Source organism: Citrobacter koseri ATCC BAA-895 (assembly GCF_000018045.1).
In the GTDB taxonomy this organism is placed as follows: Bacteria; Pseudomonadota; Gammaproteobacteria; order Enterobacterales; family Enterobacteriaceae; genus Citrobacter_B; species Citrobacter_B koseri.
This window is the reverse complement of record NC_009792.1, coordinates 1,270,529-1,295,029: the sequence shown is the minus strand read 5'-3', so window position 1 is coordinate 1,295,029 and position 24,501 is coordinate 1,270,529. Positions and strand designations below refer to the sequence as shown.

Annotated in this window: 18 protein-coding genes, 2 tRNA genes and 1 other RNA gene; 7 read left to right on the top strand and 14 right to left on the bottom strand. The window is 52.1% G+C overall.

Annotated elements, in window-relative coordinates:
• Positions 1 to 41: 41 nt before the first annotated feature.
• From oppF to CKO_RS05675, 6 genes are all read right to left on the bottom strand, one after another.
• A complete protein-coding gene (gene oppF / locus CKO_RS05700; RefSeq protein WP_012132204.1) occupies positions 42 to 1,046 on the bottom strand; it encodes a murein tripeptide/oligopeptide ABC transporter ATP-binding protein OppF in 1,005 nt (334 codons plus the stop codon).
• Positions 1,043 to 2,056: a murein tripeptide/oligopeptide ABC transporter ATP-binding protein OppD gene (gene oppD / locus CKO_RS05695; RefSeq protein WP_012132203.1), complete on the bottom strand. Its 1,014-nt coding sequence runs from the start codon at positions 2,054 to 2,056 to the stop codon at positions 1,043 to 1,045. The genes oppF and oppD overlap by 4 nt, the downstream gene beginning before the upstream one ends.
• 11 nt (positions 2,057 to 2,067) lie before the next feature.
• Positions 2,068 to 2,976 carry an oligopeptide ABC transporter permease OppC gene (gene oppC / locus CKO_RS05690; protein WP_012132202.1) on the bottom strand — a complete coding sequence of 303 codons (909 nt, stop codon included), beginning with the start codon at positions 2,974 to 2,976 and terminating at the stop codon, positions 2,068 to 2,070.
• Between the two features lie 14 nt (positions 2,977 to 2,990).
• On the bottom strand, positions 2,991 to 3,911 hold the full coding sequence (oppB, locus tag CKO_RS05685; RefSeq protein WP_012132201.1) for an oligopeptide ABC transporter permease OppB: 921 nt from the start codon (positions 3,909 to 3,911) through the stop codon (positions 2,991 to 2,993).
• 123 nt (positions 3,912 to 4,034) lie between these two features.
• Positions 4,035 to 5,666, bottom strand: coding sequence for an oligopeptide ABC transporter substrate-binding protein OppA (oppA, locus tag CKO_RS05680; RefSeq protein ID WP_012132200.1), 1,632 nt, complete (start codon positions 5,664 to 5,666; stop codon positions 4,035 to 4,037).
• Positions 5,667 to 6,437: 771 nt separating this feature from the next.
• Positions 6,438 to 7,085 (bottom strand): YchE family NAAT transporter, encoded by a 648-nt coding sequence (locus CKO_RS05675; RefSeq protein ID WP_024130298.1) that lies wholly within the window; start codon positions 7,083 to 7,085, stop codon positions 6,438 to 6,440.
• 477 nt (positions 7,086 to 7,562) lie between these two features.
• On the opposite strand from CKO_RS05675, the gene adhE reads away from it, so the two are divergent.
• A complete protein-coding gene (gene adhE / locus CKO_RS05670; protein ID WP_012132198.1) occupies positions 7,563 to 10,238 on the top strand; it encodes a bifunctional acetaldehyde-CoA/alcohol dehydrogenase in 2,676 nt (891 codons plus the stop codon).
• 164 nt (positions 10,239 to 10,402) lie between these two features.
• On the opposite strand, the gene tdk is transcribed toward adhE, so the two are convergent.
• A complete protein-coding gene (gene tdk / locus CKO_RS05665) occupies positions 10,403 to 11,020 on the bottom strand; it encodes a thymidine kinase (RefSeq protein WP_012132197.1) in 618 nt (205 codons plus the stop codon).
• A 541-nt stretch (positions 11,021 to 11,561) separates the two neighbouring features.
• Between tdk and hns the strand changes: the two genes are divergently transcribed.
• Positions 11,562 to 11,975, top strand: a complete 414-nt coding sequence (gene hns / locus CKO_RS05660; protein ID WP_012132196.1) for a histone-like nucleoid-structuring protein H-NS — start codon at positions 11,562 to 11,564, stop codon at positions 11,973 to 11,975.
• A gap of 127 nt (positions 11,976 to 12,102) precedes the next feature.
• Here hns and galU read toward each other — a convergent pair whose 3' ends face one another.
• From galU to rssA, 3 genes are all read right to left on the bottom strand, one after another.
• Positions 12,103 to 13,011: a UTP--glucose-1-phosphate uridylyltransferase GalU gene (gene galU / locus CKO_RS05655; protein WP_012132194.1), complete on the bottom strand. Its 909-nt coding sequence runs from the start codon at positions 13,009 to 13,011 to the stop codon at positions 12,103 to 12,105.
• 201 nt (positions 13,012 to 13,212) lie between these two features.
• A complete protein-coding gene (rssB, locus tag CKO_RS05650) occupies positions 13,213 to 14,226 on the bottom strand; it encodes a two-component system response regulator RssB (protein WP_012132193.1) in 1,014 nt (337 codons plus the stop codon).
• Between the two features lie 90 nt (positions 14,227 to 14,316).
• A complete protein-coding gene (gene rssA / locus CKO_RS05645) occupies positions 14,317 to 15,222 on the bottom strand; it encodes a patatin-like phospholipase RssA (RefSeq protein WP_012132192.1) in 906 nt (301 codons plus the stop codon).
• Positions 15,223 to 15,333: 111 nt separating this feature from the next.
• On the opposite strand from rssA, the gene CKO_RS05640 reads away from it, so the two are divergent.
• The 5 genes from CKO_RS05640 to CKO_RS22280 all read left to right on the top strand — a co-directional run bounded on the left by CKO_RS05640 (position 15,334) and on the right by CKO_RS22280 (position 17,225).
• On the top strand, positions 15,334 to 15,789 hold the full coding sequence (locus CKO_RS05640; RefSeq protein WP_047464045.1) for a YchJ family protein: 456 nt from the start codon (positions 15,334 to 15,336) through the stop codon (positions 15,787 to 15,789).
• Positions 15,790 to 15,841: 52 nt separating this feature from the next.
• Positions 15,842 to 16,684, top strand: a complete 843-nt coding sequence (gene purU / locus CKO_RS05635) for a formyltetrahydrofolate deformylase (RefSeq protein WP_012132190.1) — start codon at positions 15,842 to 15,844, stop codon at positions 16,682 to 16,684.
• A 157-nt stretch (positions 16,685 to 16,841) separates the two neighbouring features.
• Positions 16,842 to 16,926: transfer RNA gene (locus CKO_RS05630), tRNA-Tyr, on the top strand.
• Positions 16,927 to 16,962: 36 nt separating this feature from the next.
• Positions 16,963 to 17,047 (top strand) — tRNA-Tyr (locus CKO_RS05625).
• A 46-nt stretch (positions 17,048 to 17,093) separates the two neighbouring features.
• Positions 17,094 to 17,225: non-coding RNA, RtT sRNA (locus CKO_RS22280), on the top strand.
• Between the two features lie 413 nt (positions 17,226 to 17,638).
• Here CKO_RS22280 and narI read toward each other — a convergent pair.
• From narI to CKO_RS05605, 4 genes are read right to left on the bottom strand one after another with little or no spacing between them, the layout of a single operon-like run.
• Positions 17,639 to 18,316: a respiratory nitrate reductase subunit gamma gene (gene narI, locus CKO_RS05620; protein ID WP_012132187.1), complete on the bottom strand. Its 678-nt coding sequence runs from the start codon at positions 18,314 to 18,316 to the stop codon at positions 17,639 to 17,641.
• Complete coding sequence (gene narJ, locus CKO_RS05615) at positions 18,316 to 19,026, bottom strand: nitrate reductase molybdenum cofactor assembly chaperone (RefSeq protein ID WP_012132186.1); 711 nt, start codon at positions 19,024 to 19,026, stop codon at positions 18,316 to 18,318. Before narJ ends, narI begins: the two co-directional genes overlap by 1 nt.
• Complete coding sequence (narH, locus tag CKO_RS05610) at positions 19,023 to 20,558, bottom strand: nitrate reductase subunit beta (RefSeq protein WP_012132185.1); 1,536 nt, start codon at positions 20,556 to 20,558, stop codon at positions 19,023 to 19,025. Before narH ends, narJ begins: the two co-directional genes overlap by 4 nt.
• Positions 20,555 to 24,298, bottom strand: coding sequence for a nitrate reductase subunit alpha (locus tag CKO_RS05605; RefSeq protein ID WP_012132184.1), 3,744 nt, complete (start codon positions 24,296 to 24,298; stop codon positions 20,555 to 20,557). Before CKO_RS05605 ends, narH begins: the two co-directional genes overlap by 4 nt.
• Positions 24,299 to 24,501 lie beyond the last annotated feature (203 nt).

The following is a 24,501-nucleotide window of genomic DNA, read 5'->3' as shown; positions in this document are numbered from 1 at the left end:
GATGCCAAAAAAAAGGGCTGACATCATGTCAGCCCTTAAATTTATAGCGGGTCCACCTTCAGGCAGGAAACCGCATGCCTGAAACTGCCCTCCAGCACCGGTCGGGTTTTCGCACACTCCGGCCCGGCAATCGGGCAACGCGTGCGGAAAACACACCCCGACGGCGGATTGATGGGTGACGGTAATTCCCCTTCCAGCAACTGAATCGTCTTGTTCTTTTCCAGATCGGGGTCGGGAATCGGCACGGCGGACATCAGCGCTTTGGTATAAGGGTGCAGCGGATTGTGATACACCTCATCGTAGGTTCCCAATTCCACCGCATGACCCAGGTACATCACCAGCACACGATCGGAAATATGCTTCACCACCGCCAGATCGTGAGCGATGAAGATCAGCGATAACCCCATTTCACGCTGTAGCTGTTGCAGCAGATTCACCACCTGCGCCTGAATCGACACGTCCAGCGCCGAAACCGGCTCATCGCAAATAATCAGCTTCGGCTCCAGGATCAGAGCACGCGCGATACCAATACGCTGGCACTGACCGCCGGAAAACTCATGCGGGTAACGGTTAATCAGATTCGGCAGCAGCCCCACCTTCATCATCATCGCTTTCACCCGATCGCGCACTTCCTGGCGCGGCAATTTTGGATGATAGGTGCGTAATGGTTCAGCGATGATTTCTCCAATGGTCATGCGTGGGTTCAATGACGCCAGCGGGTCCTGGAAAATCATCTGAATATCGCTGCGTACGTCCCGCCATTCATCAGGTTTCATCCCCAGCAGATCTTTCCCTAACCACGCCACGCGGCCATCAGTCGCTTTCACCAGACCAATAATCGCCCGCGCAAAGGTCGATTTACCGCAGCCGGATTCCCCAACCACCCCCAGCGTTTCACCTTCATACAATCGCAGCGTAACGCCATCGACCGCTTTCAGGGTTTTCGCCGGCTGCCAGAACCACTGTTTGCCATCTTTAATATCGAAATGCACTTTGAGATCGGCAATTTCGAGGAGCACTTTTCTCTCCTGGGTCACAGCATTCATACCAGCTCCTCCACCGGTTTAAAGCAGGCGCGCAAACGCCCCGGACTGAACTCCTCCAGGGGTGGAGTTGAACTGCAAATCTCCATCGCATACGGGCAACGCGGCTGGAATGGACACCCTTTAGGCAAGCGCAGCAAGTTCGGCGGGTTGCCCGGAATGGTCAGCATCGTTTCCCCTTCGGCATCCAGACGCGGAACCGCATTAAGCAAACCGATAGAATACGGATGAACAGGCTGGTAAAAGACGTCGCGCGCCTTGCCGTATTCCATCGTACGCCCGGCGTACATCACCAGCACCTTATCGCAAATACCGGCCACGACGCCAAGGTCGTGCGTAATCATGATAATCGCCGTGTTAAATTCGCGTTTCAGTTCATTAAGCAGCGTCATGATCTGCGCCTGAACGGTCACGTCCAGCGCGGTTGTCGGTTCATCCGCAATCAGTAATTTCGGCCGACACAGCAGCGCCATCGCAATCATCACACGCTGGCGCATCCCGCCGGAAAACTCATGCGGATACATCTTCATCCGTTTCCGCGCTTCCGGCATTTTCACCGCGTCCAGCATTCTGACAGACTCTTCAAACGCTTCGGCCTTGCTCATGCCTTTATGCAGCATCAGCACTTCCATTAACTGCTCGCCAACCCGCATATACGGGTTAAGAGAGGTCATTGGGTCCTGAAAAATCATTGAGATTTGTTCAGCGCGTAGCCTGTTGAGTTCACGCTCCGGCAGGTTGAGAATTTCGCGGCCGTTAAACGTCGCAGAACCACCAATGCGGCCATTCGCCGCCAGCAGCCCCATCAACGCAAACGCCGTTTGCGATTTGCCTGAACCTGACTCGCCGACAATGCCTAAGGTCTCCCCGGCACGCAGCGTAAAGTTCAGGTCGTTTACGGCCGTCACATCGCCGTCGGGTGTACTAAACGTCACGCGAAGATCTTTCACGTCCAGCAGTGCGTTAGCCCGTTGTTGCGCGAGTGGCGCGGTTGAGGTTTCAATTACGCTCATGGCTGCACTCCTTAACGATCTTTCGGGTCGAGGGCGTCACGCAGGCCATCGCCGATAAAGTTAAAACAGAATAAGGTCACAACGAGAAAACACGCCGGGAACAGCAGCAACCAGGGAGAGACCTCCATAGAGTTCGCACCATCGCTCAACAATGCGCCCCAACTGCTCAGCGGCTCCTGCGTACCTAAACCCAGAAAGCTGAGGAAGGATTCAAACAGGATCATGCTCGGTACCAGCAGCGATGCATAAACCACCACCACGCCCAGCACGTTCGGCACAATATGACGCACAACAATGCTGACCGTTGAGACCCCGCCAACCTGCGCCGCTTCGATAAACTCTTTGCGCTTCAGGCTTAACGTCTGCCCGCGAACGATACGCGCCATATCCAGCCAGGAGACCATCCCGATCGCCACAAAAATCAGCAGGATGTTTTGGCCGAAGAAGGTCACCAGCAAAATGACGAAGAACATAAACGGAAAGGAGTTGAGGATTTCCAGCAGACGCATCATTACGGAGTCAATTTTGCCGCCAAGATAGCCGGACAGCGACCCGTACAGCGTACCGACAACCACCGCCACCAGCGCGGCAGCAATGCCGACCATCAGCGAGATTCGCCCGCCTATCGCCACGCGAACCAGCAGATCGCGACCGGAGGAGTCCGTACCAAAATAGTGGCCCGACTCCATATCCGGCGCGCTGGACATCATGCCCCAGTCGGTATCGAAATAGGTGAACTGCGACAGCATCGGCGCCAGTGTGACAAACAGCGCGATAATGACCAGAACGACAAGGCTGGCCACCGCCGCGCGGTTATGCATAAAACGACGGCGAGCATCCTGCCACAGGCTGCGCCCTTCAACCTCCAGCTTCTCACTGAAATTCTCCAGCGTCTCGCTGTTTTTCTTACTTAACATCATAGCGAGCTCCAGTATCAGTAACGAATTTTCGGGTCGATAACGGCGTACAGCACATCGACAATCGCATTAAACAGAATGGTGAGCGTACCGACGAGAATGGTCAGACTCAGCACCAGCGAATAGTCGCGGTTCAGCGCCCCGTTCACGAAAAGTTGCCCGATACCCGGCAAACCATAAATCGTCTCAATAACCATTGAACCCGTAATGATACCGACAAAGGCCGGGCCCATATAAGACAGTACGGGTAACAACGCCGGTTTTAAGGCATGACGGAAGATAATCCGGCGCATCGGCAAACCTTTTGCGCGCGCGGTACGGATAAAGTTGGAGTGCAACACTTCAATCATGGAGCCACGGGTAATACGGGCGATACTGGCGATATAGGCGAGCGACAGCGCGACCATCGGCAGAATCATAAATTTCAGCGCCCCGCCATTCCAGCCGCCGCCGGGCAGCCATTTTAAGGTGATGGCAAATATCATGACTAATAAGGGGGCGACCACGAAACTGGGAATCACGACCCCGGTCATTGCCACCCCCATCACCGTATAATCCCAGCGCGTATTTTGTTTCAGCGCCGCAATCACGCCCGCGCTCACGCCAATAATAACGGCAAGGAAAAAGGCGGCTGCGCCCAGCTTCGCCGAAACCGGGAAACTCGACGCCACCAGATCGTTGACCGTATAGTCCTTATATTTAAACGAAGGCCCAAAATCGCCATGCGCCAGTTGTTTCAGATAGCTGAAGTACTGCGTCATGATGGGATCATTAAGATGGTATTTCGCTTCAATATTCGCCAGCACTTCCGGCGGTAATGCGCGCTCTCCGGTGAAAGGACTTCCCGGTGCGAGACGCATCATAAAGAACGAAATCGTAATAAGTATAAAAAGCGTCGGAATCGCTTCCAGACAGCGACGTAAAATAAATTTTAACATTGCCCGTACCTTCTGGCGTGTGCCTTTACATCTCGTCATTCAGACGCACTGAAAGAGAGATGTTTATAGTGCGATGAAAATAAGACACTGTGGGGCAAAACACGTTTGCCCCACGCTTTGCCATTAATGCTTGATAATATACAAGTTCTTAACGTAGATATTATCCATCGGGTCTTTACCGGTATAGCCGCCTACCCACGGTTTCACCAGACGCGCGTTCACATAGTAATAGAGCGGCACAATCGCAGAATCTTTATCAAGCTGCTGTTCCGCTTTGGCATACAACTCGGTGCGTTGCGCTTCGTCGGTCACTTTCAGCGTGTCGGCAATCAGCTTGTCAAACTCCGGGCTCTTATAGTGAGCGGTGTTGTTTGAGCTGTCGGACAGCATGGTGTTCAGGAAGGACGTCGGTTCATTGTAGTCTGCGCACCAGCCCGCACGCGCGACATCAAACGTCCCCTGATGACGGGTATCAAGGAAGGTTTTCCACTCCTGGTTTTCCAGCTTCACGTTGGCGCCCAGGTTTTTCTTCCAGATTGATGCGACCGCGATCGCCAGTTTTTTATGCAGATCGGAGGTGTTGTACAGCAGGTCAAACGTTAACGGCTTATCAGCGGTATAACCGGCTTCCGCCAGCAGTTTTTTCGCTTCTTCGTTACGTTTTTCCTGTGACCATGTGAACCACTCAGGCTCGACCAGTTTCGCGCCATCGGTATACGGAGGGGTGTAGCTGTAGGCTGGCAAATCGCCCTGGTTCTTCACTTTATTAACGATAATGTCGCGATCCATCGCCAGTTTCAGCGCGGTGCGAACGCGCACGTCGTTAAACGGCGCTTTCTGGTTATTAATTTCGTAATAGTAAGTGCACAGATACGGGTCAACGCGCACTTCATTTGGGATCTCTTTTTTCAGCTTCTGGAATAACTCAATCGGCATGTTGTTATAGGTCATGTCGATTTCACCGCTGCGGTAGCGGTTCACATCAGTTACTTCAGAAGAGATTGGCAGATAAGTCACCTGGTTGATAACCGTTTTATCGTTATCCCAGTACTGGGTATTACGTTCCAGAACAATCCGCTCGTTGACGACCCAGTTTTTGAGTTTATACGCGCCGTTGGTCACGATATTCGCAGGTTGGGTCCATTTCTCGCCAAATTTTTCCACAGCCGCTTTAGGAACCGGAGAAACGGACGGGTGAACCAACAGTTTGTAGAAATAAGGCACCGGTTCGCTCAGCGTCACTTCGAACGTATTATCGTCGATGGCTTTTACGCCGAGATCGGTCGCCGGTTTTTTGCCCGCAATAATGTCATCGATATTCGCGATGTGCCCGTATTGCAAATAGCTGGCATACGGTGATGCGGTATTCGGATTCGCCAGGCGCTGCCAGCTATATACAAAATCGTGCGCGGTAACAGGCGTGCCGTCTGACCATTTTGCGTTTTTACGCAGATGGAATGTCCAGACTTTAAAATCTTTATTTTCCCACTTTTCAGCGACGCCCGGTGACGGGTGGCCTTCAACGTCGCTGATCAGTAAACCTTCAAACAGGTCGCGGCTGACGTTTGACTCCGGGACACCCTCAATTTTATGTGGGTCGAGAGACTGAACTTCAGAACCATTATTGCGAACCAGCGTCTGCTTGTCAGACAGCTGAACACCCGCCGGGACATCTGCGGCCATTGCGACATTCCCGCCGATTAGCGCAGTTAAAATCCCCGCCGCCAGCAAACTTTTTTTTGTGATGTTGGACATTGTGTTTGTACTCCACTCATTATAATTACTGGTTTTCTTAACCAGCCTGTTTAATCCCGTTAGGGTCCTGTACAGCACTGGAGATTTTGCTGCTGCCAGGTCGTTTACTGCTTTGCTATCACCGACTTTATTTATTCTGACGATTCGTACGATCGCCTTACGTCGATTCCGTATCCGCCTCCCCTGTCAGAGACGGACATTTATTCTGTCTGGTGCAAGAAGCTTATTGAAAATAATTCTCATCACCGCAAAATCTTCTGCAAAATATCTGGCCGGAAAGTACCAAATGCGTTTCTTAACCGCCAATACATTTTACAGATTTGTTAACTAATTCTCTTTTACGGAAAAATTTTTGACCAGAAAGACATCTCCAAAAGAGACGTTTAAGAAAAATTATTTGCCCGGTCAATACGTTAACTACTCACCCACAGTCTGACCTCGTTCTGTTGCTGCCGTCAGGCAAAAATGCACATAAATTTAACAATTGGTTATTATTTAGCACATTCATCTGAGAGAGCGTTGAAATAACTAATAACATTTCGATAATCCTTCATCAAGCCCCAGAGTATGATGTTAAGAAAATAACAGGCGACATAACGGCAGGCGTGAGTGTTATTAGAATAATTTATAATAGAATCAATAACAAAGAGGCATAAACATTATCAGTATCTTTTATTATTTCAACGCTGAATTTCAACTTTAGTGAGAAGATTTACTGATAATGGAAAAGAAACGGAGCCTGAAGCGGCTCCGTTTTATCGGTCAGGATCGTTAATTCAGTAAACCGGGGAAAATCGCTTTAATCCCCGTAACAATGAATTCAATGCCCAATGCCATCAGCAACAAGCCCATAATACGCGTAATGACGTTGATGCCCGTTTGCCCCAATAACCGCACCAGCCAGGGCGCCATGCGGAACACTCCCCAACAACAGAACGCAAACAGAGCGATAGCCACAGAGAAGCCGATTAAATGCATAATGGTGTGGTAACGCGTTCCCCACACAATCGTCGAACTAATGGCCCCCGGCCCTGCCATTAATGGTAAGGCCAGCGGAACCACGCCAATACTTTCGCGAATGGCGGTCTCTGATTTTTCCTGTTTGTTTTGCTTATCTTCACCCAGCTTCCCGCTGATCATCGACATCGCGATCGTCACCACCAGAATCCCACCGGCAATTCTGAACGAATCGATCGAAATGCCGAAGAGTTGCAAAATGCCATCTCCGAGAAAGAGCGAAATCCACAAAATGATGGCTACCGACAGGTTTGCCGTGAGATTTGTTTTGTTGCGCGCCGCAGCCGTCTGGTAGCTGGTCATACTAATAAAGACGGGGATAATCCCCACCGGGTTTACCAGCGCAAATAACCCTATGAAAAACTTGGAATAAACAGGAAAATCAAAAAGCGTTTGGGTCACGGTTAGCTCCGAAACGTTAGCCGGATAAATGATGTCGATAAAAATGGTGAAAAACGCGCTGAAGATACGCCTTTTGTCAGCATATTTCACCTCCTGACTGCTTGAAATTACGACTATTTCTCGGTGTTATAAATATGTGTAGATTATGCTAACTTCACCTCTATTCATCACCACTATTTATTAACACTTGGCGGAAATGGCTCAAATGGGCTGCTGAAAGGTGTCAGCTTTGCTTAAATTTGATCTGGATCACGCAATTACTACTCAGAAGTGAGTAACCTTGCTTACGCCACCTGGAGGTAACGCGTTAGAGTTAGATAACGCTATCGCTTAAGCTCTTTTAGTAAATCAGAGCGAAATGGACGTTAAGTAACCGTTTGATTTTCAGACTGTTATACAAACTTTCGTCAATCTGTCTATACTCTCGTATCGAGCAGATGATTTACTAAAAAAGTTTAACATTATCAGGAGAGCATTATGGCTGTTACTAATGTCGCTGAACTTAACGCACTCGTAGAGCGTGTGAAAAAAGCCCAGCGTGAATATGCCAGTTTCACTCAAGAACAGGTTGACAAAATCTTCCGCGCCGCCGCTCTGGCTGCCGCAGATGCTCGAATTCCCCTCGCTAAGATGGCCGTTGCCGAATCCGGCATGGGTATCATCGAAGATAAAGTGATTAAAAACCACTTCGCCTCCGAATACATCTATAACGCCTATAAAGATGAAAAAACCTGTGGTGTGCTGTCTGAAGACGACACCTTCGGGACTATCACCATTGCTGAACCGATTGGTATCATCTGCGGTATCGTACCGACCACTAACCCGACGTCTACTGCGATCTTTAAGTCTCTGATTAGCCTGAAGACGCGTAACGCAATCATCTTCTCTCCTCATCCGCGTGCCAAAGATGCAACGAACAAAGCGGCTGACATCGTTTTGCAGGCGGCTATCGCTGCGGGCGCGCCGAAAGACCTGATTGGCTGGATCGATCAACCTTCCGTTGAACTGTCTAACGCGCTGATGCACCACCCTGATATCAACCTGATCCTGGCGACAGGCGGTCCGGGCATGGTTAAAGCTGCATACAGCTCTGGTAAACCGGCTATCGGCGTTGGTGCAGGTAACACGCCGGTTGTTATCGACGAAACAGCAGATATCAAACGTGCGGTGGCTTCCGTACTGATGTCCAAAACTTTCGATAACGGCGTAATCTGTGCATCTGAACAGTCCGTTGTTGTTGTTGACTCCGTTTATGACGCAGTTCGCGAACGTTTCGCCAGCCACGGCGGCTACCTGCTGCAAGGCAAAGAGCTGAAAGCCGTTCAGGACGTTATCCTGAAAAATGGCGCGCTGAACGCGGCTATCGTTGGTCAACCGGCATATGAAATTGCTGAACTGGCAGGCTTCACCGTACCAGAAACCACTAAGATTCTGATCGGCGAAGTAACGGCTGTTGATGACAGCGAACCGTTCGCTCACGAAAAGCTGTCTCCGACGCTGGCAATGTATCGCGCTAAAGACTTCGAAGACGCTGTTGATAAAGCAGAAAAACTGGTTGCAATGGGCGGTATCGGTCATACCTCCTGTCTGTACACCGACCAGGACAACCAGCCAGAACGCGTTGCTTACTTCGGTCAGATGATGAAAACCGCGCGTATCCTGATTAACACCCCGGCTTCTCAGGGTGGTATCGGCGACCTGTATAACTTCAAACTCGCACCTTCCCTGACTCTGGGTTGTGGTTCCTGGGGTGGTAACTCCATCTCTGAAAACGTTGGTCCGAAACACCTGATCAACAAGAAAACCGTTGCTAAGCGAGCTGAAAACATGTTGTGGCACAAACTTCCGAAATCTATCTACTTCCGCCGTGGCTCTCTGCCAATCGCGCTGGATGAAGTGATTACTGATGGCCACAAACGTGCGCTCATCGTGACCGACCGTTTCCTGTTCAACAATGGCTATGCTGACCAGATCACCTCCGTGCTGAAAGCGGCTGGCGTTGAAACTGAAGTCTTCTTTGAAGTTGAAGCTGACCCGACGCTGACTATCGTTCGTAAAGGCGCAGAGCTGGCGAACTCCTTCAAACCAGACGTGATCATCGCGCTGGGCGGCGGCTCCCCGATGGATGCGGCGAAAATCATGTGGGTCATGTACGAACATCCTGAAACCCACTTCGAAGAACTGGCGCTGCGCTTTATGGACATCCGTAAACGTATCTACAAGTTCCCGAAAATGGGCGTGAAAGCGAAAATGGTCGCAATCACTACCACTTCCGGTACCGGTTCTGAAGTAACGCCGTTTGCTGTTGTGACCGACGATGCGACCGGTCAGAAATATCCGCTGGCAGACTATGCGCTGACGCCGGATATGGCGATTGTCGATGCGAACCTGGTTATGGACATGCCGAAGTCTCTGTGTGCGTTCGGTGGTCTGGATGCGGTCACTCACGCTCTGGAAGCCTACGTTTCCGTACTGGCATCTGAGTTCTCTGACGGTCAGGCTTTGCAGGCACTGAAACTGCTGAAAGAAAACCTGCCAGCGTCCTACCACGAAGGGTCTAAAAACCCGGTAGCGCGTGAACGCGTTCACAGTGCAGCGACTATCGCCGGTATCGCGTTTGCGAACGCCTTCCTGGGTGTGTGCCACTCTATGGCGCATAAACTGGGTTCTCAGTTCCACATTCCGCACGGTCTGGCAAACGCCCTGCTGATTTGTAACGTTATCCGTTACAACGCGAACGACAACCCGACCAAGCAGACTGCGTTCAGCCAGTATGACCGTCCGCAGGCTCGCCGTCGCTATGCAGAAATCGCCGACCATCTGGGTCTGAGCGCACCGGGCGACCGTACTGCCGCTAAGATCGAGAAACTGCTGGCATGGCTGGAAAGCGTGAAAGCGGAGCTGGGTATTCCTAAGTCTATCCGTGAAGCTGGCGTGCAGGAAGCTGACTTCCTGGCTCATGTAGACAAGCTGTCTGAAGATGCATTCGATGACCAGTGCACCGGCGCTAACCCGCGTTACCCGCTGATCTCCGAGCTGAAACAGATTCTGCTGGATACCTACTACGGCCGTGAATTCACTGAAGGTGAAGTTGCTGCGAAGAAAGAAGCTGCCGCACCGAAAGCTGACAAGAAAGCGAAGAAATCTGCTTAATTCGTTAGCCCAGGCGACATTCTGAAAAAGCCCCCGTTTTCGGGGGCTTTTTTTTGCCTGATGGCGGCGCAAGCGCCTTATCAGGCCTACAGGTTCTGCGTAATGTTGTAGGGGTCGCCGGATGGCGACACAAGCGCCTTATCCGGCCTACAGAACGCGTGCAATCACGCGTGGCGGTGTTTCTCCTGAATCGACGTCAGGGAGCCTTCGGCAAGGGCTTCTTTGTAATGCTTGCGGCATACAGAGACATAACGCTCGTTCCCACCAATCACAACCTGCTCCCCTTCATTATAAGGCCTGCCAGCCTGATCAAGACGCAATACCATGCTTGCCTTACGGCCACAAAAACAGATTGTCTTTAATTCGACGAGTTTATCTGACCACGCGAGTAAGTATTGGCTGCCGCCAAATAACTCGCCACGAAAATCAGTACGCAGTCCGTAACACAACACCGGAATATCCAGTTGGTCAACAACCTCAGATAATTCGTACACCTGCTGGCGAGTCAAAAACTGACACTCATCAACCAGAACGCAATGTATTGTTTGTTGCGCATTCTCGGTACGAATCTCTTCAAACAACGATGAATTTTGGTTAAACAATTTTGCTGGCGAGGAGAGACCGATACGCGAACTGACTTTACCGGCGCCGAAGCGGTCATCAATTTCCGCTGTATATACAACGGTACGCATCCCGCGTTCCTGATAATTGTATGAAGATTGCAGCAATGCAGTCGACTTACCCGCATTCATTGCCGAATAGTAGAAATATAGCTGTGCCATTGGCAGCAGGCCCTCACCTGGCTGAAATAAAGATTGGGCGGGATTGTATCATAATTTACCGGCATGTCGGGGGCGCCTCGTCACGCCTCCGGTATAAAGAATTGAGCAAACATCGTTCGGTTATACACATTCCTTCACAAATTGTGCCTAAGATATTCATCAATGCTGCTTATCATCTCATCGCATAACCGGGCGCTCATACTTATTGTTACGCTTCCTCATAAATGTGGCAACGTATTAGGACTTTCCCGTAAGGGAAACTAATACAAAAGGTTGAAATTACTGCAATGACAGCCTATTCCACCCTGATAAAATGTGACTAAAATCCTGGAATTTTAACGTTATGCCAGGAGTAACCTCGTTGCCAATAAGCTCTTTTTTGTGCGGTTCTTCAAGAAAAATTTAAGATGGGATAATTAATATCTGTACTTAATAAAGAGCAATTTTGAATTCCTTACATTCCAGGCTATTGCACATCTGAATTTATCGCTCTATTATTAGCTCAACAAACCACCCCCAATATAAGTTTGAGATTACTACAATGAGCGAAGCACTTAAAATTCTGAACAACATCCGTACTCTTCGTGCACAGGCAAGAGAATGTACCCTGGAAACGCTTGAAGAAATGCTGGAAAAATTAGAAGTTGTTGTTAACGAGCGTCGCGAAGAAGAAAGCGCCGCAGCAGCTGAAGTTGAAGAGCGTACCCGTAAACTGCAACAATATCGTGAAATGCTGATTGCCGACGGTATTGATCCGAACGAACTGCTGAATAGCATGGCTGCCGTTAAATCTGGCACTAAAGCTAAACGCGCTGCTCGTCCGGCTAAATATAGCTACGTTGATGAAAACGGTGAAACGAAAACCTGGACTGGCCAGGGTCGTACACCGGCAGTGATCAAAAAAGCGATGGAAGAACAAGGTAAACAACTGGACGATTTCCTGATCAAGGGATAATTCGGAATGTGTTTGCTTAAAATCCCGCCAGTGGCGGGATTTTTTTTGCCCTTCCCTCATACCTCGTCTGTTCAGGGCAAAAAAAACGGCGCTGTTAAACAGCGCCGCGCCTTTCAGATTATACCGCTTACTTCTTAATACCCAACTCGTCTTCAAGCCATGCTTTAAATTCAGCGCCCAGAGAATTATGACGGATGCCATATTCAACGAACGCCTGCATGTAACCTAATTTATTACCGCAGTCGTGGCTTTTGCCCTTCATATGGTAGGCTTCGACCGTTTCTTTTTCGATCAGCATATCAATCGCGTCGGTCAGCTGAATTTCGTCGCCCGCTCCCGGAGGGGTTTTCGCCAGCAGAGGCCAGATGTCCGCGCTCAGGACATAACGGCCAACTACCGCGAGATTAGACGGCGCGACATCCGCTTTCGGCTTCTCTACAACGCCAACCATCGGCACGCTTTCGCCCGGTGCCAGCGCCGCGCCTTTGCAATCAACAACGCCGTACGCGGTAACATCTTCAACAGGCTCAACCATAATCTGGCTACAGCCGGTTTCGTCAAAACGACGAATCATTTCAGCAAGGTTATCCTGAGACAGATCGGATTCGTATTCATCCAGAATAACGTCCGGCAGAATCACCGCGACGGGCTCATTACCAACAACAGGATGCGCGCACAATACGGCATGACCCAGGCCTTTCGCCAGCCCCTGACGCACCTGCATAATCGTTACGTGCGGAGGGCAAATAGATTGCACCTCTTCCAGCAGCTGACGCTTAACACGTTTTTCCAGCATAGCTTCCAGCTCGAAGCTGGTATCGAAATGGTTTTCGATCGAGTTTTTGGAAGAGTGCGTCACCAGCACAATTTCAGTGATGCCCGCAGCAATACATTCATTCACGACATACTGAATTAATGGCTTATCAACCAGCGGCAGCATCTCTTTCGGGATCGCTTTCGTCGCCGGTAACATCCTGGTTCCTAATCCCGCGACCGGGATAACGGCTTTTTTGACTTTCGAATTTAGGGCAGCCATTTAAAAATCTCCTGGACTGTTCATGTATTGAACGTGTTCATCAATCTGTATCGCATCCGAGTATATCAGCACTGGTACAAGCCTCAGTTCCGAAAAGGACGCGTGTTAGTATAATTAAGACAAATACGTATAATCTGGCGCTGATAGTAGCACCCACAGAGAAAGGCGGGTAAATCAATTTCACTTTGCCTTTTCATTTGCTCATTCCGCAGACAACATAAGACGCAAACGCCCGCCCGCGCCCCAAATTTGGCACTGCCATGACTCGCAGCGTTGGCTTAATTGGTTCAGGTAGGTATTGCCCAATGTGCCCAGCGGAACGCCATTACTGATCTGTACCTGGTGAGAACCTGTATTTAACGTCGCATTCAGGCCTGCTGAAACCAGTATCAAATTTTTAAGACCGCTGTGGTAATAACCCACTAATAGCGGAAACTGTCCCGGCAAATTCGCTTGCCGAAGCAGATGATTGACCTGTTTCAATAACGCCCCCAGTTCCGGCAAACGCTGATTCTGATGAGCGAGCTGTTCCTGCAATAAGCCATTAAATAGCGCCCGCAGTAATAACGCGGCCAGTACGCCATTATCCCCTGCCCGCGTCACGTCGAGGCAATAAAAAGCGAGATCGTTATCAGACAGCGGCGCAATATCCAGCACCAGACCGGGTTTGTCTGCCGCAACAAGTTGGCGGTAATTGATTCGGCAATGCGAGATAACCTGCTGAACCGGAGGTTGCAACTCCTGCAACAGCTTTGCTGCCGCCACCGGGTTATCAACCATCGCATCCCAGTCCCGAAACAGGCGTTCTTCTTCTTCAACCCGAGAATTAAACATATTGGGATAGAGGCAGGCGAAGACGGTTTCCCGCAGACGATTGAGATCTTTCACTGGCTTTAGCAGGACGTCCTCAACGCCCAGTCGCAGCGCTTTGGCGATATCTGCCATATTTTCTGTCGCCGAGATAACCAGAATGGGGGTCTGATCGCCCCGATTACGTAAATGCTCTACCAGTTTGAGACCGTTCATCCTTGGCATCGCAAGATCGCAGATCATCAGATCAGGCGTAAAACTTCCCAGTAACTCCAGGGCGTCAAGACCATCGCCCGCCAGTGCCGTTGTCGCTCCCAAAGAGGAAAACCACGAATCCAGAAGCGAGCGAAATACAGGCTCGTCCTCCACAATAAGAATCTGTTTTCCGACCAATGGCTGCGTCATGTTTTCTCCCCTGACTGGCTTTAGTAAATAGTGGCATGCTATTGCCGCTCGCGCCTGTCAGAATTTGCTTAAGTGTGTATAAAAGGTGCGTTAAACGTCGGTACGCACCAAAGGCAAAAGTTCGTCCATCTTTTTCTCTACCGCCAGTTGTCCCGCAGCAATAGCGGCACTGGCACGGTGGAAGTCCAACGTGGATATTTGCGGACAGAACGGTTGAATCAGAATATCCGGCGGGTCGCCTGCCATTCGGTTGCGTTTAAGGCGGTTTTCCAGCACCTGAATGGACGTTGTCATAATCTCCATCGCCGTTGGCGCGGTGACCGCACGGCGTGAAGTCATGCTGCTGAGGCGCTCTTTCAAACGCGCATGCCAGGAGAGCGAATCATCACTCTCGTCGTTATCATTGCTGACATTCAAAGACAGAAGATCTTGCTGCATGAGGTGCGCATCGTGCTGAAGATCGACCGCAATAACAATATCGGCGCCCATCGCACGCGTCAGAGAGACAGGAACAGGGTTAACGACGGCGCCATCCACCAGCCAGTAGCCGTTATGCGCCACCGGAGACATCAGGCCAGGCATACTGCAAGACGCGCGAACCGCAAGGTGCAGGTCGCCTTCGGTAAACCACAATTCTCGCCCTGTACTCAGGTTGGTCGCCACCGTACCAAAACGTCGGGTGCATTGTTCAAAATCCAGTACCGGCATAACGTTCCGGTACTGATTGAAGACGCGCTCGCCGCGCAGCAACCCTCCTCTGCGCCAGGAGAGATCCATCAGGCGCAGGACATCCCAGTAACTGAATGAGCACACCCACTGTTCAAGCGCGGGCAGTTTATTGCAGGCGTATGCGGCGCCAACCAGCGAACCAATTGAACATCCCGCCACGATATCGATATCAATGCCCATGTGTTTCAGGGCTTTGATGACACCAATATGCGACCATCCTCTTGCGGCGCCGGAACCTAGCGCCAGCCCTATTTTAATTTTTCTCATCGTACGTAAAAACTTCCCCTGGCTTCCAGACGTAGCAACATCGTCACCACTCGGTTAACATAGCGCTACCCTGGCGTTTGTACGCCGTTTTTTTTATCCAGGGAGATGATTGTGTCTCAGCTTTGTCCCTGCGGTAGCGCTGTCGAGTATAGCCTATGTTGCGGCCCTATTGTGTCCGGTGAGCGAGTTGCACCCGATCCGTCACATCTCATGCGTTCTCGCTACTGCGCTTTTGTGATGAAAGACGCAAATTACCTGATTAGAACCTGGCACCCCGCCTGTGGTGCAACCGCCTTTCGGGACGATATTGTCGCGGGGTTCGCCCATACTGAGTGGCTTGGGTTGACCATTTTTGAAGAGAGCGGGTCAGACGCGGAAAACACAGGGTATGTCAGTTTTGTGGCCCGTTTTATCGAACAGGGAATACCCGGCGCGATTATTGAACGTTCGCGTTTCTTAAAAGAAAACGGTCAGTGGTACTATATTGACGGTACGCGCCCCCAGTTTGGTCGAAACGATCCCTGCCCCTGCGGGTCCGGCAAAAAATTTAAAAAGTGCTGCGGCTAAAACGCCTGACAGTGCTGATACAGCAAACACATTAAACAGGATTTACCCGGTAATGCATTCACTACAACGAAAAGTTCTGCGCACTATCTGCCCCGATCAGAAGGGCCTCATCGCGCGTATTACAAATATCTGCTACAAGCACGAACTCAATATCGTGCAAAACAACGAATTTGTTGACCACCGGACCGGGCGCTTCTTTATGCGCACAGAGCTGGAAGGCATTTTTAATGATGTCACGCTGCTTGCCGATCTCGACAGCGCATTACCGGAAGGTTCGGTACGCGAGTTAAATCCTGCCGGGCGTCGCCGCATCGTCATTCTGGTCACCAAAGAAGCGCATTGTCTGGGCGACCTGTTAATGAAAGCCAACTATGGCGGGCTCGACGTTGAGATTGCCGCCGTAATCGGCAACCACGAAACCCTGCGACCTCTGGTTGAACGTTTTGATATTCCTTTCGAGCTGGTCAGCCACGAAGGGTTAACGCGCGACGAGCACGATAAACAGATGGCGGACGCCATTGATGCGCACCAGCCTGATTATGTCGTGCTGGCTAAGTATATGCGCGTCCTGACGCCGGAATTCGTTTCCCGCTTCCCGAATAAGATTATCAATATTCACCATTCGTTCCTGCCGGCTTTTATTGGCGCACGTCCTTACCATCAGGCTTATGAGCGTGGCGTGAAAATTATCGGCGCTACCGCGCACTACGTTAACGATAATCTGGACGAAGGCCCGATCATTATGCAAGACGTAATTCATGTCGATCACACCTATACGGCTGAGGATATGATGCGTGCAGGGCGTGATGTTGAAAAGAATGTGTTAAGCCGCGCATTGTATAAGGTGCTGGCCCAGCGTGTGTTTGTTTACGGGAATCGCACCATCATTCTGTAATCGTCAACGATATGAATTGATTAGCTTTACTCCGTTACGGATGAAAAGTACGCAAACAGTTCATTTTAAGCAAAGGAATGCTTTACAGCGGCGTGTCATTTGATATGATGCGCCCCGCTTCCCAACAGGAAGCAGGCCAGTACAAAGCATTACCCCTGGTGGGGTTCCCGAGTGGCCAAAGGGAGCAGACTGTAAATCTGCCGTCATCGACTTCGAAGGTTCGAATCCTTCCCCCACCACCATCTCTTCGCAAGACCTCTACAATTTGAATTACCCCTGGTGGGGTTCCCGAGTGGCCAAAGGGAGCAGACTGTAAATCTGCCGTCATCGACTTCGAAGGTTCGAATCCTTCCCCCACCACCATTATTTCCTGAAAGCACACAAACTACTTTTAATAATCTTGCCTCATATTCTGCCCTCACGGGGAAGGATGAGAAGCTTCGACTAAGGTTCGATTCGAGCGGAAGCGAGAAAGCGTTGCCGAAGGCAACGACCCGAAGGGCGAGGCGCAACGCGCCGAGTCATCCTTCCCCCACCACCATTATTTCCTGAAAGCACACAAACTACTTTTAATAACCTTGCCCCATATTTTGCCCGGTGGCACTCCGTTTACCGGGCCTACATGATCACATAACCACATGTTATGTCCGATCGTAGGCCGGATAAGGCGCAGCCGCCATCCGGCAGACAGGCATAAAAAAACCTGCCGAAGCAGGGTTTAGCTACGCGCCGAGTCATCCTTCCCCCACCACCATTACTTATCTGTTGCACCCCAGCCAAATTAAATTCCTGTGCTCCATGTTTTGCCCGGTGGCACTCCGTTTACCGGGCCTACATGATCACATAACCACATGATGATGTCCGATCGTAGGCCGGATAAGGCGCAGCCGCCATCCGGCAGACAGGCATAAAAAAACCCTGCCGAAGCAGGGTTTAGCCGCACACAAAGCCGTATCAGCGACGGGCGCGCACGACCTGGTATTTACGCGTCAGGTACTCGACCGGCGCGCTCCAGATGTGAACCAGGCGCGAGAACGGGAACAGCAGGAACAACGTCATCCCCAGCACCAGGTGCAGGCGGAAAATGAACGCTACGCCCTCTAAATGCTCAGACGCGCCGCCGTGGAACGTCACCACAGATTGCGCCCACCCCACCAGTTTCATCATTTCGCTACCGTCCATATGTTGCGCAGAGAACGGAATAGTCAGCAGTCCCAGCGCGCACTGAATCACCAGCAGAGAAAGGATCAAAATATCCGCTCCCGTGGTCGTTGCACGCACGCGTGGGCTGAACAGACGGCGTTTGAGCAGCAGTACGCCACCAACCAGCGTCATCACGCCACAGGCGCCGCCTGCAATCATCGCCATTTTCTGCTTCACTTCAATCGGCAGGAACGCTTCGTACATCCAGTGCGGCGTCAGCATCCCCAGGAAGTGACCCGCGAAGATCCCCAGAATACCGAAGTGGAACAGGTTCGAAGCCAGGTTCATCCCTTTGCGATCCAGCATCTGGCTGGAAGCCGCACGCCAGGTGTACTGACCGTAGTCATAGCGCAGCCAGCTGCCAATCAGGAACACTGACCCGGCAATGTACGGGTAGATATCAAAGAAGAACATATTCAGGAAGTGCATTATTGCTGTCCTCCGGTGGTGATATTCAAATATTGCGGAGCGACAGCCCCGGCAAAACGACGCTGGTGAGCGGAAATCTCCGACTCGCCGCAACCCTGCTCAGCAAAGAATTTCACCTGTTCTTCTTCCCAGACGGCATCCAGTGCTTGCGGGGTATCGTCACGGACTTCATCCGCAATTTTCTCTGCCACTTTGTCGCTGTCGATAACGGTATTAGCCAGCTTCAGCAGCAGATCGAACAGCACCGCATAGCGACTTTCCCGCTGTTGCAGACGTGCGCCCAGCAACGCCAGAATCGGCGCGATGTCCTGCAAGCCGCCAAGCGCGTCGTTTTTCGGCAACTGCGCCAGATACTCCAGATACAGCGGCAGATGGTCAGGCAACTCACGACTGTCGAGTTGCAGGCCGTGCTGCTCGTACTGCGCCATCAAATCGACCATTGCCTGGCCGCGATCGCGGGATTCACCATGAACATGCTCAAACAGCAACAGCGACGTGGCGCGACCGCGATCAAACAGTTCGCTGTAGCTTGCCTGTACATCCAGCATCTCCTGCGCAGTGAGATCGCGCAGGAAAACCGCCAGACTCTGAGCATCTTCTTTATCCAGGTTTTCGGATGACGCGAGTGCATCGAAAAGTTCCTGTTGATGCTGCCATAAGGCAGCATCCGGGTACTCGAGCAGACGCGAAACAATGACGAGTTCAATCATTGGTGCGGCTCCGTTTTGCTGCTCACATCGATGGCATCAATGCGGCGGCTGTTGAACAGGTTGAATTTGGTATCTGAACCGTGGCAACCATCGCCGAACGTAAAGCCGCAACCGCTTTTCTCCGGGAACGCCTCACGCGCCAGCTCACGATGGCTGCTCGGGATAACGAAACGGTCTTCATAGTTCGCAATTGCCAGGTAACGGTACATTTCCTGCGCCTGCGCTTCGCTCAGCCCCACTTCTTCCAGCGCGCGGGTATCCAGTTTACCGTCAACGGTTTCCGCACGTTTGTAGTGACGCATCGCCAGCATACGTTTCAGCGCCAGCAGTACCGGCTGGGTATCGCCTGCGGTCAGCAGGTTCGCCAGGTACTGAACCGGGATACGCAGGCTTTCCACGTCCGGCAGGATGCCGTTGCTGCCCAGTTCACCTGCGTCCGCCGCAGACTGAATCGGTGACAGCGGCGGCACGTACCAGACCATCGGCAGCGTACGGTATTCCGGGTGCAGCGGCAGCGCCAGCTTCCAGTCCATCGCCATTTTGTAAACCGGGGACTGCTGCGCCGCATCGATAACGCTCTGCGGAACGCCGTCTTTCAGCGCTTGTTCAATGACCGCCGGATCGTTCGGATCGAGGAACACATCCAGTTGGCGCTGATACAGATCTTTCTCGTTCTCCGTGCTGGCTGCGCTTTCAATCGCATCGGCGTCATACAGCAGCACGCCAAGGTAACGGATACGACCCACGCAGGTTTCGGAACATACGGTCGGTTGACCCGCTTCAATACGCGGATAGCAGAAAATACACTTCTCGGACTTCCCGCTCTTCCAGTTGAAGTAGATCTTCTTGTACGGACAACCGGTGATGCACATACGCCAGCCGCGGCATTTGTCCTGATCAATCAGGACGATGCCGTCCTCTTCACGCTTGTAGATGGCGCCGCTCGGGCAGGTCGCCACGCACGCCGGGTTGAGGCAGTGCTCGCACAGACGCGGCAGATACATCATGAAGGTGTTTTCGAACTGGCCGTACATCGCCTTCTGCATGTTTTCGAAGTTCTGGTCTTTGGCGCGTTTTTCAAATTCGCCGCCCAGAATTTCTTCCCAGTTCGGACCGCTGGTGATTTTGTTCATCCGCTGACCGGTGATCAGCGAGCGCGGGCGCGCAATCGGCTGATGCTTGCTTTCCGGCGCGGTATGCAGGTTCTGGTAGTCGTAATCAAACGGCTCGTAGTAATCATCAATGCCCGGCAGATGCGGGTTAGCAAAGATTTTACCCAGCAGCATCGCGCGGTTGCCCATGCGAGGTTGCAGTTTGCCGTTAATTTTACGGACCCAGCCGCCTTTCCATTTTTCCTGATTTTCCCAGTCGTTCGGGAAACCGACGCCTGGCTTACTTTCCACGTTATTGAACCAGGCGTATTCCATACCTTCACGGCTGGTCCAGACGTTTTTACAGGTCACTGAACAGGTGTGGCAGCCGATGCATTTATCGAGATTCAGCACCATGCCGACTTGTGAACGAATTTTCATTTTACGCTCTCCTGTACCTGGTCATTGCCTTCGCCATCCAACCAGTTAATGTTCTTCATCTTACGCACCACAACAAACTCATCGCGGTTTGAACCGACCGTACCGTAGTAGTTAAAGCCGTAGGCCAGCTGCGCATAGCCGCCGATCATGTGGGTCGGCTTCGGCGTGATACGGGTTACAGAGTTGTGAATACCGCCACGCTGCTGGGTAATTTCTGAACCCGGCAGGTTAACGATACGTTCCTGCGCGTGGTACATCATGGTCATCCCGGCCGGAACACGCTGGCTTACCACCGCGCGTGCCGTCAGCGCACCGTTGCTATTAAAGACCTCGATCCAGTCGTTATCTTCAATACCCAGATCTTTGGCATCGGTTTCGCTCATCCAGACAATCGGCCCACCGCGCGACAGCGTCAGCATCAGCAGGTTGTCGCTGTAGGTGGAGTGGATACCCCACTTCTGGTGCGGCGTCAGGAAGTTGAGCGCTTTTTCCGGGTTGCCGTTAGATTTTTCACCCATCACCGCTTTCACTGAACGCGTGTCGATTGGCGGACGGTAAACCAGCAGGCTTTCACCAAAGTCACGCATCCACTGATGATCCTGATACAGGGACTGGCGGCCAGACAGCGTACGCCACGGAATCAGCTCGTGAACGTTGGTATAACCGGCGTTGTAAGAGACGTGTTCATCTTCCAGGCCAGACCAGGTCGGGCTGGAGATAATTTTGCGCGGCTGCGCCTGAATATCGCGGAAGCGGATTTTCTCTTCTTCTTTATTGGTTGCCAGATGCGTATGGTCGCGACCGGTGAACTCACTCAGCGCCGCCCACGCTTTCACCGCTACGTGGCCGTTAGTTTCCGGCGCCAGCGTGAGGATCATCTCGGCGGCATCAATCGCGGTATTCAGCATCGGCTGGCCTTTTGCCGGGCCTTCAGCTTTGGTGTAATTGAGCTTGCGCAGCAAATCCATTTCGCTCTGAGTGTTCCAGGCGATACCCTTGCCACCGTTGCCGATTTTCTCCATCAGCGGGCCGATAGAGGTAAAGCGCTCATACGTCGCCGGGTAGTCGCGTTCCACCGGAATGATGTGCGGCGCGGTTTTACCTGGGATCAGGTCGCATTCGCCTTTTTTCCAGTCTTTCACGTCCAGCGGCTGCGCCAGTTCGGCAGCGGAGTCGTGCTGAATAGGCAACGTCACCACATCGGTTTCTTTGCCAAGGTGTCCCACGCAGACTTCAGAGAATTTCTTCGCGATGCCTTTATAGATTTCCCAGTCGCTTTTCGATTCCCAGGCCGGGTCAACGGCGGCAGACAACGGGTGAATAAACGGATGCATATCCGAGGTATTCATGTCGTCTTTTTCATACCAGGTGGCGGTCGGCAGCACGATGTCGGAGTACAGGCAGGTGCTCGACAGACGGAAGTCCAGCGTCACCACCAGGTCCAGTTTGCCGTCAAGACCGTTATCCTGCCATTCCACTTCTTCCGGCTTCACGCCGCCCTGCATACCCAGATCTTTGCCCTGAATACCGTTTTCCGTACCCAGCAGGTACTTCAGCATGTACTCATGCCCTTTACCGGATGAACCCAGCAGGTTCGAGCGCCAGATAAACAGGTTACGCGGGTGGTTTTTCCCGTTTTCCGGCTGCTCCGCCGCAAAACGAATCGAGCCTTCTTTCAGCGATTTAACGGTGTAATCCACCGCCGTCATCCCGGCTTTTTCCGCTTCACGCGCGATGTACAGCGGGTTGGTGCCCAACTGCGGCGCAGACGGCAGCCAGCCCATGCGTTCAGCACGCACGTTGAAGTCGATCAGATGACCGCTGTAGCGGGATTTATCCGCCATCGGCGACAGCAGTTCCTGCGCGGTAACCGTCTCGTAGCGCCACTGGCTGGAGTGGTTATAGAAATAGGAGGTGCTGTTCATGTGACGCGCCGGACGCTGCCAGTCAAGAGCAAACGCCAGCGGCTGCCAGCCGGTCTGCGGACGCAGTTTTTCCTGGCCGACATAGTGCGCCCAGCCGCCGCCGCTCTGACCGATACAGCCGCAGAACACCAGCATGTTGATAAGCCCACGATAGTTCATATCGAGGTGATACCAGTGGTTCAGACCGGCGCCGACGATGATCATTGAACGACCATGCGTCTTATCGGCGTTATCCGCAAATTCACGAGCGATACGAGTGATTTGCGCACGCGGTACGCCGGTTATCTGCTCTGCCCACGCCGGAGTATAGGCTTTAATGTCGTCGTAGCTGGTTGCGCAGTTTTCGTCGTTCAGACCGCGTTCCAGGCCATAGTTCGCCATCGTCAGATCGTAAACGGTAGTCACCAGCGCGGTGGTTCCGTCCGCCAGTTGCAGGCGTTTCACCGGCAGCTTGTGCAGCAGAACGTTTTGCAGCTCGACTTTGTTGAAGTGTTCAGTGCCTTCACCGCCAAAGTACGGGAAGCCCACTTCTGCGATATCGTCCTGGCTACCCAGCAGGCTGAGTTGCAGTTCGGTTTCCTCGCCTGACGTACCGTCACGCTGTTCGAGGTTCCATTTGCCTTTCTCGCCCCAGCGGAAGCCAATAGAACCGTTCGGCGCAACCATATCGCCGCGGGTGTTGATGGCAACGGTTTTCCATTCCGGGTTGTTTTCCTGACCCAGCGCGTCAATAAGATCGGCGGCGCGCAGCATACGGCCAGCGGCATAGTAACCGTCGCGTTCTTCAAGCATCACCAGCATCGGCATGTCGGTATAGCGACGGACGTAATCGGTAAAATACTGGCTCGGGTTATCAAGGTGGAATTCACGCAGCATGACGTGGCCCATCGCCAGCGCCATCGCGGCGTCAGTCCCCTGCTTCGGTGCCAGCCACAGGTCGCACAGCTTGGCGATTTCAGCGTAGTCAGGCGTAACGGCAACCGTTTTGGTGCCTTTGTAACGCACTTCAGTAAAGAAGTGGGCATCCGGGGTACGGGTCTGCGGAACGTTAGAGCCCCAGGCGATGATGTAGCTGGAGTTGTACCAGTCAGCGGATTCCGGTACGTCCGTCTGCTCGCCCCAGGTCTGCGGAGACGCAGGCGGCAGGTCGCAGTACCAGTCGTAGAAGCTCAGGCAAGTCCCGCCGATCAGAGACAGGTAACGAGCGCCGGATGCGTAAGAGACCATCGACATTGCCGGAATCGGCGAGAAGCCCGCCACGCGATCGGGACCGTAATTTTTAATGGTATAAACGTTGGATGCCGCAATCAGTTCGTTCACTTCCTGCCAGGAAGAACGAACGAAGCCACCACGACCACGCGCTTGTTTGAAGCTTTTTGCTTTATCGGCGTCTTCGATGATGGAAGCCCAGGCTTCTACCGGATCGCTGTGCAGTTTTTTCGCATCACGCCACATTTTCATCAGGCGCTTACGCATCAGCGGATATTTCAGGCGGTTTGCGCTGTAGAGATACCAGGAGTAGCTCGCGCCGCGTGGGCAGCCGCGAGGTTCATGGTTCGGCATATCCGGGCGGGTGCGCGGGTAGTCTGTCTGCTGGGTTTCCCAGGTGACCAGACCGTTTTTCACATAAATTTTCCAGCTGCAAGAGCCGGTACAGTTTACCCCGTGGGTTGAACGCACGACTTTGTCATGCTGCCAACGTTGGCGGTATCCATCCTCCCAGTCCCGGTTTGTTTCGAGAAGCTGGCCGTGCCCATCGGCAAAGGTTTCGCCCTTCTGTTTGAAGTAGCGAAACCGGTCCAGGAATTTACTCATCGGGTTTCTCCTGTTTGGAGCCTGACGGCTCTCTGATAAATCGACATTGCTGGATTGGCTGTGAAGGTAACGCTCTGAAAGGGCGTCAGAATTGATAACGATCAAGGCAGACGGGGATGAAAATCGGGGGTGTTTTTTGACATACCCCTTAAGGAGGATGATTTTTATTCATTCAACATACTGATTAATATGAATATTTTCAA

Excerpts from the sequence above, each read along its gene's own strand:
- purU (WP_012132190.1), top strand. The coding sequence starts at position 15,842 with ATGCATTCACTACAACGAAAAGTTCTGCGCACTATCTGCCCCGATCAG.
- oppD (WP_012132203.1), bottom strand. The coding sequence starts at position 2,056 with ATGAGCGTAATTGAAACCTCAACCGCGCCACTCGCGCAACAACGGGCT.
- oppB (WP_012132201.1), bottom strand. The coding sequence starts at position 3,911 with ATGTTAAAATTTATTTTACGTCGCTGTCTGGAAGCGATTCCGACGCTT.
- adhE (WP_012132198.1), top strand. The coding sequence starts at position 7,563 with ATGGCTGTTACTAATGTCGCTGAACTTAACGCACTCGTAGAGCGTGTG.
- rssB (WP_012132193.1), bottom strand. The coding sequence starts at position 14,226 with ATGACGCAGCCATTGGTCGGAAAACAGATTCTTATTGTGGAGGACGAG.
- narH (WP_012132185.1), bottom strand. The coding sequence starts at position 20,558 with ATGAAAATTCGTTCACAAGTCGGCATGGTGCTGAATCTCGATAAATGC.
- tdk (WP_012132197.1), bottom strand. The coding sequence starts at position 11,020 with ATGGCACAGCTATATTTCTACTATTCGGCAATGAATGCGGGTAAGTCG.
- oppC (WP_012132202.1), bottom strand. The coding sequence starts at position 2,976 with ATGATGTTAAGTAAGAAAAACAGCGAGACGCTGGAGAATTTCAGTGAG.
- narI (WP_012132187.1), bottom strand. The coding sequence starts at position 18,316 with ATGCACTTCCTGAATATGTTCTTCTTTGATATCTACCCGTACATTGCC.
- rssA (WP_012132192.1), bottom strand. The coding sequence starts at position 15,222 with ATGAGAAAAATTAAAATAGGGCTGGCGCTAGGTTCCGGCGCCGCAAGA.
- galU (WP_012132194.1), bottom strand. The coding sequence starts at position 13,011 with ATGGCTGCCCTAAATTCGAAAGTCAAAAAAGCCGTTATCCCGGTCGCG.
- hns (WP_012132196.1), top strand. The coding sequence starts at position 11,562 with ATGAGCGAAGCACTTAAAATTCTGAACAACATCCGTACTCTTCGTGCA.
- oppF (WP_012132204.1), bottom strand. The coding sequence starts at position 1,046 with ATGAATGCTGTGACCCAGGAGAGAAAAGTGCTCCTCGAAATTGCCGAT.
- oppA (WP_012132200.1), bottom strand. The coding sequence starts at position 5,666 with ATGTCCAACATCACAAAAAAAAGTTTGCTGGCGGCGGGGATTTTAACT.
- narJ (WP_012132186.1), bottom strand. The coding sequence starts at position 19,026 with ATGATTGAACTCGTCATTGTTTCGCGTCTGCTCGAGTACCCGGATGCT.
- CKO_RS05605 (WP_012132184.1), bottom strand. The coding sequence starts at position 24,298 with ATGAGTAAATTCCTGGACCGGTTTCGCTACTTCAAACAGAAGGGCGAA.